Source organism: Saccharopolyspora gloriosae (genome assembly GCF_022828475.1).
Taxonomy (GTDB): Bacteria; Actinomycetota; Actinomycetes; order Mycobacteriales; family Pseudonocardiaceae; genus Saccharopolyspora_C; species Saccharopolyspora_C gloriosae_A.
The window spans coordinates 5,055,482-5,071,172 of the sequence record NZ_CP059557.1; the positions used below are offsets into that span (position 1 = coordinate 5,055,482).

The 15,691-nt window shown below is 71.3% G+C and carries 17 protein-coding genes; 14 read left to right on the forward strand and 3 right to left on the reverse strand.

The features are described from left to right. The first annotated feature begins 108 nt into the window (after positions 1-108). Entirely contained in the window at positions 109-1,728 is a 1,620-nt protein-coding gene (locus H2Q94_RS22030) for a serine/threonine-protein kinase (protein WP_243789094.1), read from the forward strand. Between the two features lie 356 nt (positions 1,729-2,084). Here the strand turns inward: H2Q94_RS22030 and H2Q94_RS22035 are convergent, their stop codons facing one another. Continuing rightward, positions 2,085-3,137, reverse strand: coding sequence for a lactonase family protein (locus tag H2Q94_RS22035; protein ID WP_243789095.1), 1,053 nt, complete (start codon positions 3,135-3,137; stop codon positions 2,085-2,087). 300 nt (positions 3,138-3,437) lie between these two features. On the opposite strand from H2Q94_RS22035, the gene rocD reads away from it, so the two are divergent. Beyond that, a complete protein-coding gene (rocD, locus tag H2Q94_RS22040) occupies positions 3,438-4,682 on the forward strand; it encodes an ornithine--oxo-acid transaminase (protein WP_243789096.1) in 1,245 nt (414 codons plus the stop codon). Positions 4,683-5,067: 385 nt separating this feature from the next. Here rocD and zapE read toward each other — a convergent pair whose 3' ends face one another. Continuing rightward, positions 5,068-6,093: a cell division protein ZapE gene (zapE, locus tag H2Q94_RS22045; RefSeq protein ID WP_243789097.1), complete on the reverse strand. Its 1,026-nt coding sequence runs from the start codon at positions 6,091-6,093 to the stop codon at positions 5,068-5,070. 157 nt (positions 6,094-6,250) lie between these two features. On the opposite strand from zapE, the gene H2Q94_RS22050 reads away from it, so the two are divergent. The 11 genes from H2Q94_RS22050 to H2Q94_RS22100 all read left to right on the forward strand — a co-directional run bounded on the left by H2Q94_RS22050 (position 6,251) and on the right by H2Q94_RS22100 (position 12,578). Further along, positions 6,251-7,024: a pyrimidine reductase family protein gene (locus tag H2Q94_RS22050; RefSeq protein WP_397545368.1), complete on the forward strand. Its 774-nt coding sequence runs from the start codon at positions 6,251-6,253 to the stop codon at positions 7,022-7,024. Then, complete coding sequence (locus H2Q94_RS22055) at positions 7,021-7,590, forward strand: RNA polymerase sigma factor (RefSeq protein ID WP_243789098.1); 570 nt, start codon at positions 7,021-7,023, stop codon at positions 7,588-7,590. Before H2Q94_RS22050 ends, H2Q94_RS22055 begins: the two co-directional genes overlap by 4 nt. Then, entirely contained in the window at positions 7,583-8,152 is a 570-nt protein-coding gene (locus H2Q94_RS22060; RefSeq protein WP_243789099.1) for an Asp23/Gls24 family envelope stress response protein, read from the forward strand. The genes H2Q94_RS22055 and H2Q94_RS22060 overlap by 8 nt, the downstream gene beginning before the upstream one ends. Positions 8,153-8,302: 150 nt before the next feature. Continuing rightward, a complete protein-coding gene (locus H2Q94_RS22065) occupies positions 8,303-8,857 on the forward strand; it encodes an Asp23/Gls24 family envelope stress response protein (RefSeq protein ID WP_243789100.1) in 555 nt (184 codons plus the stop codon). A 76-nt stretch (positions 8,858-8,933) separates the two neighbouring features. Continuing rightward, the gene (locus tag H2Q94_RS22070) at positions 8,934-9,299 is read left to right on the forward strand and encodes a hypothetical protein (RefSeq protein ID WP_243789101.1); all 366 of its coding nucleotides are present in this window, start codon (positions 8,934-8,936) and stop codon (positions 9,297-9,299) included. After that, positions 9,296-9,595, forward strand: coding sequence for a hypothetical protein (locus H2Q94_RS22075; RefSeq protein WP_243789102.1), 300 nt, complete (start codon positions 9,296-9,298; stop codon positions 9,593-9,595). The genes H2Q94_RS22070 and H2Q94_RS22075 overlap by 4 nt, the downstream gene beginning before the upstream one ends. A 52-nt stretch (positions 9,596-9,647) precedes the next feature. Next, a complete protein-coding gene (locus H2Q94_RS22080; RefSeq protein ID WP_243789103.1) occupies positions 9,648-9,827 on the forward strand; it encodes a hypothetical protein in 180 nt (59 codons plus the stop codon). After that, complete coding sequence (locus tag H2Q94_RS22085) at positions 9,824-10,237, forward strand: Asp23/Gls24 family envelope stress response protein (RefSeq protein WP_243789104.1); 414 nt, start codon at positions 9,824-9,826, stop codon at positions 10,235-10,237. The genes H2Q94_RS22080 and H2Q94_RS22085 overlap by 4 nt, the downstream gene beginning before the upstream one ends. Before the next feature lie 4 nt (positions 10,238-10,241). Beyond that, the gene (locus H2Q94_RS22090) at positions 10,242-10,775 is read left to right on the forward strand and encodes a DUF6286 domain-containing protein (RefSeq protein WP_243789105.1); all 534 of its coding nucleotides are present in this window, start codon (positions 10,242-10,244) and stop codon (positions 10,773-10,775) included. Further along, positions 10,775-11,428, forward strand: coding sequence for an alkaline shock response membrane anchor protein AmaP (amaP, locus tag H2Q94_RS22095; RefSeq protein ID WP_243789106.1), 654 nt, complete (start codon positions 10,775-10,777; stop codon positions 11,426-11,428). The genes H2Q94_RS22090 and amaP overlap by 1 nt, the downstream gene beginning before the upstream one ends. A gap of 58 nt (positions 11,429-11,486) precedes the next feature. After that, the gene (locus H2Q94_RS22100; protein ID WP_243789107.1) at positions 11,487-12,578 is read left to right on the forward strand and encodes an ATP-dependent DNA ligase; all 1,092 of its coding nucleotides are present in this window, start codon (positions 11,487-11,489) and stop codon (positions 12,576-12,578) included. Between the two features lie 51 nt (positions 12,579-12,629). Here H2Q94_RS22100 and H2Q94_RS22105 read toward each other — a convergent pair whose 3' ends face one another. Continuing rightward, positions 12,630-13,532 carry an EamA family transporter gene (locus tag H2Q94_RS22105; protein ID WP_243789108.1) on the reverse strand — a complete coding sequence of 301 codons (903 nt, stop codon included), beginning with the start codon at positions 13,530-13,532 and terminating at the stop codon, positions 12,630-12,632. A 222-nt stretch (positions 13,533-13,754) separates the two neighbouring features. On the opposite strand from H2Q94_RS22105, the gene H2Q94_RS22110 reads away from it, so the two are divergent. Then, the gene (locus H2Q94_RS22110; protein WP_243789109.1) at positions 13,755-15,311 is read left to right on the forward strand and encodes an alpha/beta fold hydrolase; all 1,557 of its coding nucleotides are present in this window, start codon (positions 13,755-13,757) and stop codon (positions 15,309-15,311) included. Positions 15,312-15,691 lie beyond the last annotated feature (380 nt).

The following is a 15,691-nucleotide window of genomic DNA, read 5'->3' on the forward strand; positions in this document are numbered from 1 at the left end:
ATTACCGATCGTTGCACGCGAACGGCGGTTGCGACATCCGCGAACGCCGCAACCACGACCTCCGTAAGCTCGACAGGGCCACCGCAGTAATCCAGAGGGGGACGAGACGTGCAGCCGCTGCTGGCCAGCGAACCGGACAGAGTCGGTGACTACCGGCTACTCGCGCGGATCGGAGGGGGCGCGATGGGAGCCGTGTACCTCGCACGCTCCCGTGGCGGCCGCGGCGTGGCGATCAAAGTGGTACGTCCGGAGCTCGCCGACGACGGCGAGTTCCGCGAACGATTCCGCCGCGAAGTCGACATGGCCCGCTCCGTCGGCGGGTTCTGGACGGCCACCGTCATCGACGCCGACACCGAGGCGCAGCAGCCGTGGCTGGCCACCGAATACGTACCCGGCCCCACCCTGCACCGGGCCGTCGCCGACCACGGACCGCTACCCGAGCAGACGGTGCGCACCCTCGCCGCCGGTCTCGCCGAGGCGCTCGGCGCCATCCACCGGGCCGGGCTCGTGCACCGCGACCTCAAACCCGGCAACGTGCTGCTCGGCCCCGACGGGCCGCGCGTCATCGACTTCGGCATCTCGCGGGCCATGAGCAGCAGCAACCTCACCGCCACCGGGATCTTCCTCGGCACCCCCGGCTTCTTCTCCCCCGAACAGACCGTCGGCAGCGACGTCGGACCCGCCAGCGACGTGTTCTCCCTCGGCGCGGTGCTCATGTTCGCCGCCACCGGCGCCGGGCCGTTCGGCAACGAGAACACCGCCGCCATGCTGTACCGCGTCGTGCACAACGAACCCGACCTGAGCTCGCTGCCCGACGGGTTGCGGACGCTCATCGGATCCTGCCTGGCGAAAGCCCCCGGTGACCGGCCGAGCCCCGCCGCGCTGCTCGACCAAGTCGGCGAATCCTCACCGCAGAACGACAGCTGGCTGCCCGCCGAGATCACCGCCGTGATCACCGAACACACCTCGCACCTCAAACAGGCCTCCGAAGCGGCTCCGCCCGTCGCCGCACCCGCCGCCCCGGAAGCCCAGCCGCCACCGCGAACTCAGCGCGGCGGCTCGGACTGGTCGGCCGCCCCGGCCGCGCCCGCGAAGCCGATCATCCCGTCGCGGCCGAAACCGACCGCGCAGCAACCCGGCCCCGGCACCGCCGCGCCCGCCCGCATCGCGCCCTCCCGGCCGACGCCGCCCGTCGAACGGGTCCGCGCGGGCGGCCCCGGCCCGGTCTTCGCAGTCGGCGGCCGAACCGCGGCGCTGCTGTCCGCGGCGATCATGTTCGGGCTGATCTACCTGGCCTACCAGGTCGGCCGGTCCGGCATCTGGGACTCGGAGATATGGGCGCTGGCCCAATTCGGCATGGTGCTGCTGGCCGTCAGCGGCACGCTCTCCCTGGGCAAGGCACTGCTGCCGAGCCTGCGGCTCAAAATCAGCGGTGAAGGGTTGCGGGTATCCCGCGCCGGGCTCGCCAGGGAGATCCCGTGGAGCCAGGTCAGCCGCGTCGCCATCGTCGGCAGCGGCAAGCGGCAGTCCGTGACCGTGTGGTCCCGCCCCGGCTCCCCCGGCCAGAGATGGCGGATCTGGAACCCGACCCGGCCGTACCACGGCGGCGTGCGGGTGTTCCCGATCGGCGCGGCGGGCGGCCCGATCGCCCGCCGCCAAGAAGGCCGCCGAGTCCGCCAAGCACTCCAGCAATACAGCCGAGGCACCTTCGACGATCGGATGGTGTGACTGTTCACCCGGTCGTTTTGGTGTGGGTGTCCGGGTGGCGGAACCTCAGTTGGTCTCTCGCTGCGGGATCTTTTTCCCAAGTGGCTCCGCCACGAGGGAAAAAGCTGTCCTCGCGAGAGACCAACTGAGAACCCGCTGGCGAGGGGCTTTTGGACGTGGGCTATGCGCTGACGCGCATACAAGCACGGCCTTCGGCCGCAAGGCACGGCCTTCGGCCGCAAGGCAGGCGTGGCTTCGCCCGCCCTTCGCGGACTCCGCCGCTAAAAGCACGGCTACGCCGCACGGCACGGCCTCCGGCCGCAAAGCAAGCGGGGCTTCGCCCGGGCTTCGCCGCCGAAAGTACGGGCGGCGGCGGGTCAGGCCGGGAGGATGCAGACCGGGGTCGGGGAGGATGCGGGGTCCGTGATCGGGGTGAGAGCGCCCGTGGTGGAGACGGCAAATGCTTGGATCGTGTCGCTGAGCTCGCCTGCCGCGTAGAGCACGTCGCCCTGTGGGGACAGCGCGATGTGCCGAGGCCCGCGCACTCCCGCGGGCACGATGTCGACGAGCTCGAAATCGCCGCCGGAGAACACCGCGATGCTGTCGTGGCCCCGGTTCGAGGCGAACACGAACCGGCCGTCCGGGGAGACCACGACCTCCGCGGCCAGGCTCGTGCCCGAGAAGTCCGCCGGGAGCAGCGACAACGTCCGGCCGGGCCGCACCACCCCGGTGTCCGCGTCGAACCCGAACTCGGTGATCGTCGACGTCAACTCCCCCACCAAGTAGCCGCGGTCACCGTCGGGGTGGAACGCCAGGTGGCGCGGCCCGGTCCCCGCCTGCCACTCGACCTCGTGCTTGAGCACCATGTGCCCGGTGTCCGCGTCGAACGCGTACACGTACACGGCGTCCGTGCCCAAGTCAGCGGCGAGCACAAAACGGCCGTCCGGGGACGGCAGGATCTGGTGCGCGTGCGGGCCCTCCTGGCGGTCCTTGGCCGGCCCCTGCCCGCTGTGCTGCACCGCGTGGCACGCCTCCCGCAGCACCCCGCCCTCACCGATCGGGTGCACCACGACGTTGCCCGACAAGTAGTTGGCGGTCAGCAGGAACCGGCCGGAGGGGTGCACGCTCAGATGGCACGGCGCCGAACCGTGCGTCGGCTGCGAGTTGATCTCCACGAGCCTGCCGTCCGGGCGCACCTCGAACGCCACCACCCGGCCGTGCGCGACCTCGTTCACCGCGAACAACGTCCGCCCGTCCGGAGCGAGCGCCAAGAACGACGGCTCGTAGGTGTCGGCGACCGTGTCGGTGCACCGCAGCAGGCCCGCCGCATCGGCGAACGCGAGGCGGATCCCGTTCGCCCCCGACTCCGGGCCGGTGTAGGCCCCACGTACACCCGAAATTGCGCGTCCTGCGGCATGAACGACCTCCACCGATGGTCCGGGATCCTCTGCTGCGCGCGCTCGAATCGTGTGCCGCCAGGCGGGGCGTGCGCACCGGGACCGACCATCCCGGAGACACGATCCGCACACGCTGAGTCATGGACGGTACACGCGTTGTTCATCGAGTCAGGCCCGACACTAGCGCGCGCCACGGGTCCCGGACAGCCCCCGAACGCCCCGGCACCAACGATCGAAACGTTTCGCGTCCAGCCCGAATCACGCAACGAACCGCCGGAACAAGCAACGCCTCACGGCTGAAACGAAGGCCCTGGCCGGAATAGCCTGAACAGTATGACCTCCGCCTCTCCCGAGATCCTGCCCGCCGCGGCCGGGGCCTCCCGCACCCCCGAGTTCCTGCGCCTCGACGACGAGTACAGCGCGCACAACTACCACCCGCTGCCGGTCGTGATCGCCGAGGCGGAAGGGGCGTGGATGACCGATGTGGACGGTCGCCGCTACCTGGACTTCCTGGCCGGCTACTCGGCGCTGAACTTCGGGCACCGGCACCCGGACCTCGTCGCCGCAGCCACCGAGCAGCTCGGGCGGGTCACGCTGACCAGCCGCGCCTTCCACCACGACCAGTTCGGCCCGTTCTGCCGCGAACTGGCCGAGCTCACCGGCACCGAGCAAGTGCTGCTGATGAACTCCGGGGCCGAAGCCGTCGAATCCGCCATCAAGATCGCCCGAAAGTGGGCTTACCAGGTCAAAGGCGTGCCCGCGGACCAAGCCGAGATCATCGTCGCCGGCTCCAACTTCCACGGCCGCACCACCACGATCGTGTCGTTCTCCACCGACTCCACGGCCCGCGCCGGCTTCGGGCCGTTCACACCCGGCTTCACCGTCACCGCCTACGGCGACGCGGCCGCAGTCGAGGACGCGATCAACGAGCGCACCGCGGCCGTCCTCGTCGAACCGCTGCAGGGCGAAGCGGGTGTCGTGGTGCCGCCCAGCGGCTACCTGCGCAGGCTGCGCGAACTCTGCGACGAGCGGAACGTGCTGCTGATCGCCGACGAGATCCAGTCCGGACTGGCCCGCACCGGCGAGCTGCTGGCCTGCGACCACGACGGCGTGCGCGCGGACCTGTACACCCTGGGCAAAGCACTGGGCGGCGGACTGCTCCCCGTCTCGGCCGTCGTCGGCAACCGCGCGGTGCTCGGTGTGCTGCGGCCCGGCGAGCACGGCTCCACGTTCGGCGGCAACCCGCTGGCCTGCGCCGTCGGGCGCGCGGTGGTGCGGCTGCTGGCGACCGGGGAATTCCAGCGGCGCTCCCGCGAACTCGGCGCGCACCTGCACGCCCGGCTCGGCGAACTCGTCGGCCACGGCGCCGCCGAAGTGCGCGGCCGGGGGCTGTGGGCCGGAGTGGAGATCGCCCCAGGCGGCCCCACCGGACGTCAGATCAGCGAACGCCTCGCGGCGAACGGCGTGCTGTGCAAGGAAACCCAAGACACGACACTCCGCATCGCGCCTCCTCTGACCGTTTCGCGCGATGAGCTTGATCAGGGCATCGACGCGATCACGGTGGCTCTTCGTTCGTGACTTCCACGGCTCGTTCTGCTCTGGTGGTCGGGTAGCGGAACCTCAGTTGCTTCCTCGCTGCGGGATCTTTTTCCCAAGTGGCTCCGCCACGAGGGAAAAAGCTGTCCTCGCGAGGAAGCAACTGAGAACCCGCCGGTGGTCGGCTTCTCGACGTGGGCTATGCGCTTCGCGCATCCAAGCACGGCTACGCCGCCAAACACGGCCTTCAGCCGCAAAACAAGCGGAGCTTCGCCCGCCAACTACACGGCTACGCCGCCAAACACGGCCATCGGCCGCAAAACAAGCGGAGCTTCGCCCGCCAACTACACGGCTACGCCGCCAAACACGGCCTTCAGCCGCAAAGCAAGCGGGGCTTCGTGCGCCCTTTGCCGGAGGTCTGCTCGGGTCAGGACTTGACGGTGTCGCGGGAAAGGGCGGTGAGGCGGCTCAGGGCTCGCAGGTACTTCTTTCGGTAGCCGCCACGGAGCATTTCCTCGGTGAACAGCGACGACAGGGGTTCGCCGGACACTCGGACCGGGACCGCGCGGTCGTAGAGGCGGTCCGCGAAGGCCACCAGGCGCAGGCCGACGGTCTGGTTCGGCGCCGCGTGCAGGCCGCGCAGGTGCACGGCCGCCACATCGTCCACGAGCTTCCCGTACTTCGACGGGTGCACTCCGGCCAGGTGATCGCACAACGCGTCGAAATCGTCGAGCGTCGCCCCGGGCAGCGAGTCGGCTTCGGCGGTGAGTTCCGCGTCGTCCACCGACTCCGGCGGATCTGGCAGGCCCCGGTGCCGGTAGTCCGGCCCGTCGACGCGCAGCACCTCGAAGCGCTCGGACATCGCGTGGATCTCGCGCAGGAAGTCCACCGCCGCGAACCGGCCCTCGCCGAGCTTGCCGGGCAACGTGTTCGAGGTGGCGGCGATGTGCACGCCCGCCTCGGTGAGCTTCGCGATCAGCTGGGTGACCAGCATCGTGTCGCCCGGGTCGTCCAGTTCGAACTCGTCGATCGCCAGCAGCCGGTGCTCGGAGAGCCGCTTCACCGTCTCGGTGAACCCGAGCGCGCCCACGAGGTTGGTGACCTCGACGAACGTGCCGTAGGACTTCGGTCCGGGAACGGCATGCCACAACGAGGCCAGCAGGTGCGTCTTGCCGACGCCGAAACCGCCGTCCAAGTACAGGCCCTGTTTCCCGGCGGGCGCGCGACCACCGCCGAACAGCGAACGCCACCACGAGCCGTTCTTGCCGCCCGCCCCGGCCCGGTCCGCGAACGCGCGGCAGGCCTCGACGGCGGCGGCCTGGCTCGGCTCCTCCGGGTTCGGCACGTAGGTCTCGAACCGCGCTTCGTCGAACCGCGGCGGCGGCGTCATCGCGTCGACCATGTCGGCCGGGCTCAGCTCGGGACGGCGGTCGATGAGGCGTGCGGCGGTCATGCGCCGACTCTATAACCGCTGCTCCCGCAGGAACCGGTGGCAGTGGTCACCCTCGGTGCCGCCGCGATCTCCGCTCCAGGTCGCGGGGCGTCACCGGACCGGCGCGGTGAGCAGCCCCTCCCCGCTCACCCCGGGCGAGCCGTGTTGGGATGGGCAGGTGGACAGGCTGTGGCCCCCAGACGGCGAACCGCTCGGTGTGACGACCCCGGCCGAAGTGACGCCCGAGATCGAAGAGTTCTACGACTACCCCGCTGACCTGACCCGGCCATGGCTGCGCACGAACTTCGTGTCCAGCCTGGACGGCGCGGTCACCGTGCGCGGCAGCTCCCGCGGCCTGTCCTCGCCCGCCGACCGGGTCGCGATGGCGCTGATCCGGGACCTCTCCGACCTGGTCCTGGTCGGGGCGGGCACCGCGATGACCGAGGGCTATCGCGGAGTCAAGCGCAAAGAGGTCGACGCGCAACGCCGGGCGCGCTTCGGTCTCTCCGAAGTGCCGCCGATCGCGGTGGTGACCGCGCGCTGCTCACTGGAACCCGACTCGCCGCTGCTGACCGACACCGTGGTCCCGCCGATCGTGATCACCTGCGGCTCCGCCCCGGAAGCTCGCCGGGTCGTGCTGGCCGACGCGGGAGCGGACGTCGTGGTCGCGGGAACCGAGTCGGTCGACCTGCCCGCGGCGCTGGCCGCGCTCGGCGAACGCGGACTGCTGCGCGTCGGCTGCGAAGGCGGACCGCAGCTGTTCGGTGATCTCCTCGCCGCGGACCTCGTGGACGAACTGTGCCTCACCGTCTCGCCGCTGCTGGCCGGTGGCGACGCCGGGCGCATCGCGAACGGACCGAACCTGGCGGCACCGCACGCGATGCGGCTGCTGTCGGTGCTGCACGCCGAGGAGTCGCTGCTGCTGTTGCGATACGGGAGACTCCCCGCGTGACCGAGCGGGCCGACAGCGACGCGAACCTCATGGCCGCCGCCCAGCACGGCGACGGGGTCGCCTTCGACGAGCTCGTCCGCAGGCACACCCGTGCCATGTACCGGGTGGCGTACCGGATCCTCAACGATCAGTCCGAAGCCGAGGACGCGGTGCAGGACGCCTGGGTCTCGGCTTGGCGGTCGCTGTCCCGGTTCCGCGGTGAGTCCGCCCCGACGACGTGGCTGTACCGAGTCGTCACCAACGCCGCGCTGGGCCAGGTCAGGCGGCGCAAGAACACCGTCGCGCTGGACGTCAACGACGAGTCCATGAGCCACCTCGTCTCCGACCACGACTCCGGAAACCCCGAAGGCCACGCGGTGCGCGCCGAGGAGGCCGACCTGGTGCACCGCGCCATCGCCACGCTGGAACCGTCCCAGCGGGTGCCGTTGGTGCTGCGCGAATTCGAGGGGATGTCTTACGAACAGATCGCCGAGGTGCTAGAGGTGAACGTGACGGCGTTGCGATCGCGGTTGCACCGTGCTCGGCTCGCCCTGCTGTCCAGGTTGAAGGAGATGCACCATGGGTGAACCTTCCTTCAATCCGGAGCACGTGCTGCCCTGCGGCCACACCGTCGGCGAACTCGTCGACCACCTCGCCGGCGACGCCCCGGAAGATTTCGCCGCGCACGCGCGGACCTGCCCGCACTGCCGGGCGGAGCTCGCCGAACTGGCCCCCGGCGGTTGGGAACCGGTGCGGCGGGCCGCCGGACTCGCGGTGGAACCACCCGAAGGACTGGTATCGCGAACGCTGCTCACGGTGCGCGAACTGCGCGGCGGCGCCGCCGGATCCCCCGCGGAGGTGGCCCAGGAATTCGGCACCCTGCGGGTGACGCCGCAGGCGACTCTGGTGCTCGCACGCCGGTTGAGCCTGGAACTGCTCGCGGAACGCGGCGGCGCTCGCCTGCTGGCCTGCACCGGGGACGTGCGCGAGATCCGGCTCGACGTGGTGATCGACTACGGGCTGCCCGCTCCTGCGCTGGCAGCGCAACTACAGGACGATCTGGACCGGGCGTTGCGGGCGTACCTCGGTGCGGCCGCACCCGCGGTGTGGGTGCGGATCGCAGATGTCGCACCCCCGCAAAGCTCATGATTAGCTCGACAATGTGACTTGCGTCGCAGTTCCGCGATGTTTCGGGATCACGCACATCTGATCTTTCGTCCCGGACATCGCAGGCCGGTCCGGCCGCTGCGATGACGCAACGGCGACAACAAGGATCTTCGCAGGGGAAGGAGCCCTTTCATGGCCCAGACGAGTGGTACCTCCACGCCGAGCACCGAGTCCCAGAGCGGCGCCACGTCCGGCGGCGGCAAGGGCCTCGCCACCGGTGGCAGTGGCAGCGGCACCACCCCCGCCCGGCTCGCCGACGACACCTCGCAGGGCAAGACGACGATCGCCGCCAACGTGGTGCAGAAGATCGCCGGCATCGCCGCGCGGGAGATCTCCGGCGTGCACGCCATGGGCGGTGGCGTCTCGCGCGCCTTCGGCGCCATCCGCGAGCGCATCCCCGGTGGCGGCGGCAGCAGCTCCAGCACCACCTCCGGCGTGCAGGTCGAGGTCGGCGAGAAGCAGGCCGCGATCGACCTGGACATCGTCGTCGAGTACGGCGCCTCCATCGTGGAGCTGGCCCGCGCCGTGCGCCGCAACGTCATCACCGGCGTCGAACGGATGACGGGCCTCGAGGTCATCGAGGTCAACATCGCGGTCAACGACATCCACCTCCCTTCGGAGGACGACGAGGACAGCGGCAACGGCAACGGTGGCCAGAACGCCGGCGCCTCGTCCCGAGTGGAGTGAGAACGCGCGTGGTCCCGGCTGCCCCGACCGGGACCACGCGTTCCCCCGTCCCGGCCCGCTCTCGAAGGACACCGACATGACCGAATCCGCGCCCGGTGACCGTGGCCGGGAAGCCCCCGAAGGCGAAGAGATCGCCGACCGGATCGCCGAGGTGGTTCGCGCCCATCCGGCGGTGGCTCGGCTGGACGGCGGCGCTCACGGCAACATCGCCGCCTACCTGCCCGGCCGCCAGGTCACCGGAGTTCGTGCGAGCGACGCCGGTTCGGCAGTGGAGGTCGGTGTCGTGCTGCGCATGACCGACCCGCTGCCGGAGATCGTGGACGCGCTGCGCAAGCAGGTGCTGGCCGTGACCGGCCCGGTCCCGGTCGACATCACCGTCGTCGACGTGATCACCTCGGAAGACGCCGATACTCCCGGCGGAAGCGAGGCGCACAGCCGATGACGGGTACGCCGGACGACGACGCGCGGGCTCACCTGCGCGCGTTCGTCCGCGCCCACCACCCCGATGTGGGCGGTGACCCCGAGACCTTCGCGGCGGGCCTCGCCGAATTGCGAGCGCGCCGCGACGCGGCCCGAACTCCCGGATCCGCGGTTGCGGAACATGTCCCGTCCCGGAACCGCCCACCGGACCGCTATGACGCCCCGGTGGTCATCGCGCCCGGCCGGCACGGGTTGCACGGCATGCTTCGCCGGATCCGGATCTGGCGGCTGCGGAAACGCCGCACCCGCGTGCGGTGATCGTTTTGTCAGCCGACGAACGGCCCTCCCAGTCAGGAAGGTTTCTCCCACGATGAACGCAACGCAGTCCGGTCTGTTCGCCGGTCTCCTCCTCGGTGTGGCCGCCGCCCACGGGGGTTTCACCGGTTTCCTCATCGCTCTGGTGCTCGGCGCCATCGGCTTGCTCGTCGGCCGCGTCCTGGACGGCGAGCTGGAGATCGGCGACTTCCTCGGCCGGGGCAAGGACCGATGAGCGCCCCCGCCACCGAGCGGGCCAGGGCCGCCGAGCCCGCCACCGAAAAGACCTCCGGAACCGACGATCCCGCCGACCGAGGTCACCTGGACATCGACCGGGCGGTGCTGCGCAAGATCGCCGAGCACGCCGCGGACAGCGCCTCCGGAACCACCCGCGCGCAGCGGCGGATCGCCGGAGTCGGCGTCGGCACCCACGGCTCCAGCGCCCGGCTGACCGGCCCGGACCGGGAACTCCAGGTCCGGCTGGACCTGGCGGTGCGCTATCCGACCCCGGTGCGCGAGACGGTGCGCGCGGTGCGCGAACGCGTCCGCGACGAGCTGGACCGGCTGGCCGGCTGCCGGGTGGCCTCCGTCCAGGTCGTCGTGTCCGCGCTGGTGTCCGCCCCGAAACGAGACCGAGTGGAGTGAGCCCGTGCGTGCCGTTGTCCGTTTGATCACCGCCCTGGCCGGGCTGATCGCCCTCGCCGCGGGCGTGCTGCTGATCGTGGAGGCCATCGGGGCTTGGGCGAGTCCCGGCACCGGTGGAGTGCTGGTGCCCTGGTCGTCCGCCGGGTCCGCGATGCGCGGACTGAGCTGGCAGGACCTCGCGACCCGGCTGGCAGCGGGCGCCGCCGTGCTGCTCGGCCTGATCCTGCTGCTGGCCGCGTCCCGCGCCGGGCGCAGCGAAGTGCGACTGCTCGATCCGGCCCCCGAAGTCACCGTGACCACCGACCCGCGTTCGCTGGCGCGGCTGGTCGGCCACCGGGTGCGCGCGGAGGACGGGGTGGCCGCCGCCTCCGTCACCGCGGACCGCCGCAAGGTGAAGGTCAAGGCGCAGAGCCGGTTCCGGAGCGTCGGCGACCTGCGGGACCGGGTGTCGAAGACGGCCGCGTCCGCCGTCGGCGACCTGCCATTGCAGCGCCGGCCCCGCGTGTCGGTGTCGGTCTCCCCCGCGAAGGAGCGGTGATGTCGACCCGAGAAGCCACTGCCACCGCCGACAAGCCCGCCGCCTCCCCGGCGTCCTCGGCCCGGCCCAGTCGCACGGCCATCGGCCGCTCGTTGGGCTTCGAACGGTCGCTGACCACTGTGCTCGGCCTGGTGCTGCTGCTCGCAGGCCTGGCGGCGCTCGTCGTCAGCGCGGGCTGGCTCGGCCGGTTCCGCGCGCTACGTTCGGTGCTGGACCCGATGGTCACCCAGTGGCTCACCGGCAACCGCTCGCTCAGCTACGTGGTGGCGATCGTGGCGGGAATCGTGCTGGCGCTGCTGGGGATCTGGTGGCTGCTGCGGGCGCTGCGCCCCGAGGGACGGCCCGATCTGCAGCTGCACGGCGACTCCGAGGGTTCGGCGACGATCACCTCGAGCGCGTTGACCGAGGCCGTGCGCGCCGACGCGGAGAACGTCACCGGCGTGACCCGCGCCAAGGTGCGGATGGCGGGCACCGCGCAACGCCCGAACGTGCGGCTCACGCTCGCGCTGCAGGAAGGCACGAACGTGCGGCACGTGTGGGAGGAACTCGACGAGAAGGTGCTCTCCCGCGCCCGCAGCTCCCTCGAAGTCGAGGAACTGCCGACCGCGGTCCGCCTCCAGCTGGACCGGGCCGCACGCCAGCGGGTGCGCTGAATTCGCCGACCTCGCGGGACATACTCGGACCGTCGACCGCACATCCCGGGAGGTTCTGGTGGCGCTGAACGTGCATCCGCCGGTCAAACCGATGCTCGCCGGGCCGGTCGACGGCATTCCCGAGCGGGCCGGGATGTGCTTCGAACCCAAATGGGACGGGTTCCGCTGCCTGGTGTTCGCCGATCCCGGTGGGGCCGAACCCGTCGTGTTGCAGTCGCGGACGGGCAAGTCGCTCAACCGGTACTTCCCCGAGGTGCTCAACGCCGTCGAGGCCCGGTTGCGGCGGCCTGTGGTGCTCGACGGGGAACTGGTCGTGGTGCGCTCCGACGAGCACGGGCAGCGCCTCGACTGGGACGCGCTGGGCGAGCGGATCCATCCCGCGGCGAGCCGGGTCCGGACGCTGGCGGAGCGGACTCCGGCCCGGTTCATCGCGTTCGACCTGCTCGCGCTCGACGACGGCGACCTGCGCGAGCAGCCGTTCGCGGACCGCAGGCGACGGCTGGACGCACTGGAACTCACCGGCCCCGAACTGCTCACAACGCCCATGACCACGGATCACCGCACGGCGGCCGACTGGTTCCGGGTGTTCGAGGGTGCCGGGCTCGACGGCATCATCGGCAAGGACGCGGAAACTCCCTACCTGCCCGGCAAGCGCACCATGCTCAAGATCAAGCACGCGCGCACCGCGGACTGCGTCGTAGCCGGGCTGCGCTGGCACGCGAACACCGAACCCGGCACCGCGGTCGGTTCCTTGCTGCTCGGGCTGCTCGACGACCAGGACGTGCTGCACCACGTGGGCGTGGTCGGCGCGTTCCCCGCCGCGAAGCGCCGGGAACTCGCCGCCGAGCTGAGCCCGCTGCGCACCGACGGCGAGCACCCGTGGCTCGGCGAGCACGCCGCCGACGGGCGCAGGCTGCCCGGTTCGATCAACCGCTGGCGCAGCGCGGAGCAACCGTGGCAACCGCTGCGCCCGGAGCGGGTCATCGAAGTCGCCTACGACCACACCGAAGGCGGCGTCCCGTCCCGATTCCGCCACACCACGCAGTTCGTGCGGTGGCGCCCGGACCGGGAGCCCGCCTCATGCCGGTACGACCAGCTCGACGAACCCACCCGCTACGACCTCGACGCCGTACTGCGCGGCGAAGTGTGAGCGGCGGGACTCAGTGGCTTCCTGGCTGCGCGCCATCCCGGCGTACGCCCGTCACTGGGCGCGGGTGGCGCCGACGGAGGCGAGCACGACGCAGCTGATGGCCAGCCACTGCACCACTCCGAGCGCCTCGTGCAGCACCAGCAGGCCCGCGAGCGCCGCGACCGCGGGCTCCAGGCTCATCAGCACGCCGAACACTCGCGGCGGCATACGCCGCAGCGCTTCCAGTTCCAGCGAGTACGGCACCACCGAGGACATCAGCGCCACCACCAGGCCCGCGACGAGCACGGTCGGGGACAGCAGCTCCGCGCCGCCGCCGGTGATCCCGAACGGCAACGCCACCAGCGCCCCGAACGCCATGCCCAGTGCGAGACCGTTGCCGCCGCTCGTGTACTGCCCCAGCTTCGCGCCCGCCAAGATGTAGGACGCCCACAGCACGGCCGCGGCCAGCGCGAACCCCACCCCCACCGGGTCCAGGCCGCCCTCCACGCGGGACAGCAGCAGCACGCCGAGCCCGGCCAGCGCCGCCCACACCAAGTCCAGCTTGCGCCGCGAGCCGAACACGGCCACGGCCAGCGGCCCCAGGAACTCGATGGTCACCGCCACGCCGAGCGGGATGCGTTCGATGGCCTGGTAGAGGCACAGGTTCATGCCTGCCAGCACCGTGCCGTACGCGGCGACCACGAGCCACGTCGTGCGGTCCAAGCGCAGCGAAGGACGCCAGATCAGCAGCAGCACCAGCGCCGCGAACAGCAGCCGCAACGTGACCACCCCGGACGCGCCCGCCAACGCGAACAGCTGCTTGGCGAACGCGGCACCGACCTGCAGGCTGATCACGCCCAGCAGCACCAGCACCGGAGGCGGGACGGCGCCGAAACCACGCGCCAGGAGCGGCTGCGCACCGGTCCACATCGGCCGCCTGCTCGACGACGCACCGTCCATGTTCACCGCGACCACGCCTGCTCCTCCAGTTCCCGGCCGGGCGCACGCCCGATCCGTCCACTCCCCTGTACCCGGCGCCCGCGGTCGTGCTCGCTCCCGGTCGCGGCGCCCGGCGAACCGTAGCCGCCGCCCGAATCTCGCCCAACCGGATTGCGACGAGGCCCGCACCCCTCACCTCGGACTCACGCCGATCATGCGATGCTCACCGCAGGATCCGCCCACGCAGAGGGAGCAGTCGTGCCGCGCACCAGCCATCGCATCGGTGCCCTGCTGCTGCTCGCCCTGATCACCGCGGGCTGTTCGGCCGGTCCGTCGCAGCGCCCGGCCGTCGCCTACCGCGATGCCGAGCAGCCCGTCGCGCCCGCGCCGAAACCGCCCGGGCCGGCCCCGCTGCCCGCACTGGGGCCGTCCGCAGGCAGCGCCCTGAACTGGGAGGACTGCACCGGCGAAACGCGGCAGGAGCTGTCGCTGCCCGCGGGTGGACCGTCGTTCTCCTGCTCGCAGCTGCTGACCACACTGGACTCGCCGGAAGCGCCCGCCGAGGGCACCACCCGCGCCGCGCTGCTGAGCACCGGCACCGGCGGGATTCCGCTGGTGGTGCTCGGGGACGTCAACGGGGAACCGGGCACGTCGGTGGCGGCTCGGCTGGCGCTGACGCTGCCCTCGGAAATGCTCAGCACGTTCCGGATCATCGGCATGGATCGGCGCGGCACCGGCCAGTCCGACCCCGCCGACTGCATGCCGCCCGCGCAGCGCGAGTCCATCGTCGGTTTCGACCCGCGCGCGACGGACCGGGCTTCGCTGGACCGGTTGCTCACCTCGGTGCGGTTGTCGAGCCAGGAGTGCCTGCTGGACCTGGACGACCGGTTGCAGGCCTACGACTCGTGGCGCACCGCCGCCGACCTGGAGGAACTGCGCCTCGAACTGGACGTGCCGAAGCTGCACGCCATCGGGCGCGGTGAAGCGTCGCGGGTGCTCACCAGCTATGCGCAGCGCTATCCCGACTCGGTGGGCCGGATGGTGTTCGACGGCGGCCCCGATCCGCAGCTGGACGCGATGGGTGAGGCCGGAGCGCAGGCGCAGGGCGCGGAGCAGACCTTCGACGCGTTCGCCGCGGACTGCCTCGGCCGGAGCTCCTGCCCGTTGGGGCCGGATCCGCGCCGCACGGTGGAAAGCCTGGTGGACCGCACCCGGACGACGTCGCTGCCCGCCGCCGACGGGCCGGTGAGCAGCGGGAAGATCGTGCGCGTGCTGCTCGCCGAGCTGGGCGAACCGCGACGCTGGCCGCAGCTGAGCGCGGCGCTCGCCGCGGCGAACAACGGGGACGGCGGCCGGATCAGCGCGCTGGCGGCGCCGCTGGTGCGGGAGAACGGAGCGGATCCCGCTCAGCTCGACGGTGCGCTGATCACCAGCTGCAACGACACCCGGCTGCGGCTGCCCTCGGAACGGCTCGTGCACGTGGCGGCCGAATGGGTCGGGACGCACCCCCTGTTCGGCGGAGTCTTCGCGCAACGCCTCGCCTGGTGCGCGCAGTGGCCGGAGCCGCAGGAGGAACCGCCGCCGCCGTCCGTTCCCGGACTGCCGCCGATCCCGGTGGTGACGACTGCGAACGACCCGCTGGTACCGGTGCAGAGCAGCAAGCACCTGGCCGAGCAACTGCCGACCGGTGTCGCGGTGAACTGGCAGGGTTCCGGGCACGGCGCCCTCGGCCGGTCGGACTGCGTGACCGACACGATCAGCCGATTCCTCGTGCAGGGCACGCTCCCCGCCGACGGCATGGCCTGCCCCGCCTGAGGATTCCTTTCAGAACGACCTGCGCAGTGGGTCACTCAGCGGAAACCTCGCCGTCGCCGGCACGACCGAAGATCGTTCTGCAAAGCCCTGAAGACCGTGGACGGTTCGGCGCGGTCGCGGGTTCCGGAAGCACGGAGACCGCACTTCCCGGAACCCGCTCCGATCAGCAACCCGAGCAACACCCGCAAGAGGGGCCGCTGCAGCTCGCGCAGCAGCTGCAGCCACCGGCCTGCGGAGTGGTCTCGTTCTCGGTGGGAACCATGGCGATCTCCTCACGTCCTTGAGCATCAGCGGTAGCGATCGTGCGCGCCCGAGCACCACTGGAGACACCGCCGAGCGAGCGATGCGCCGTCCGCCAACCTGCTGAACAGGCAACATGC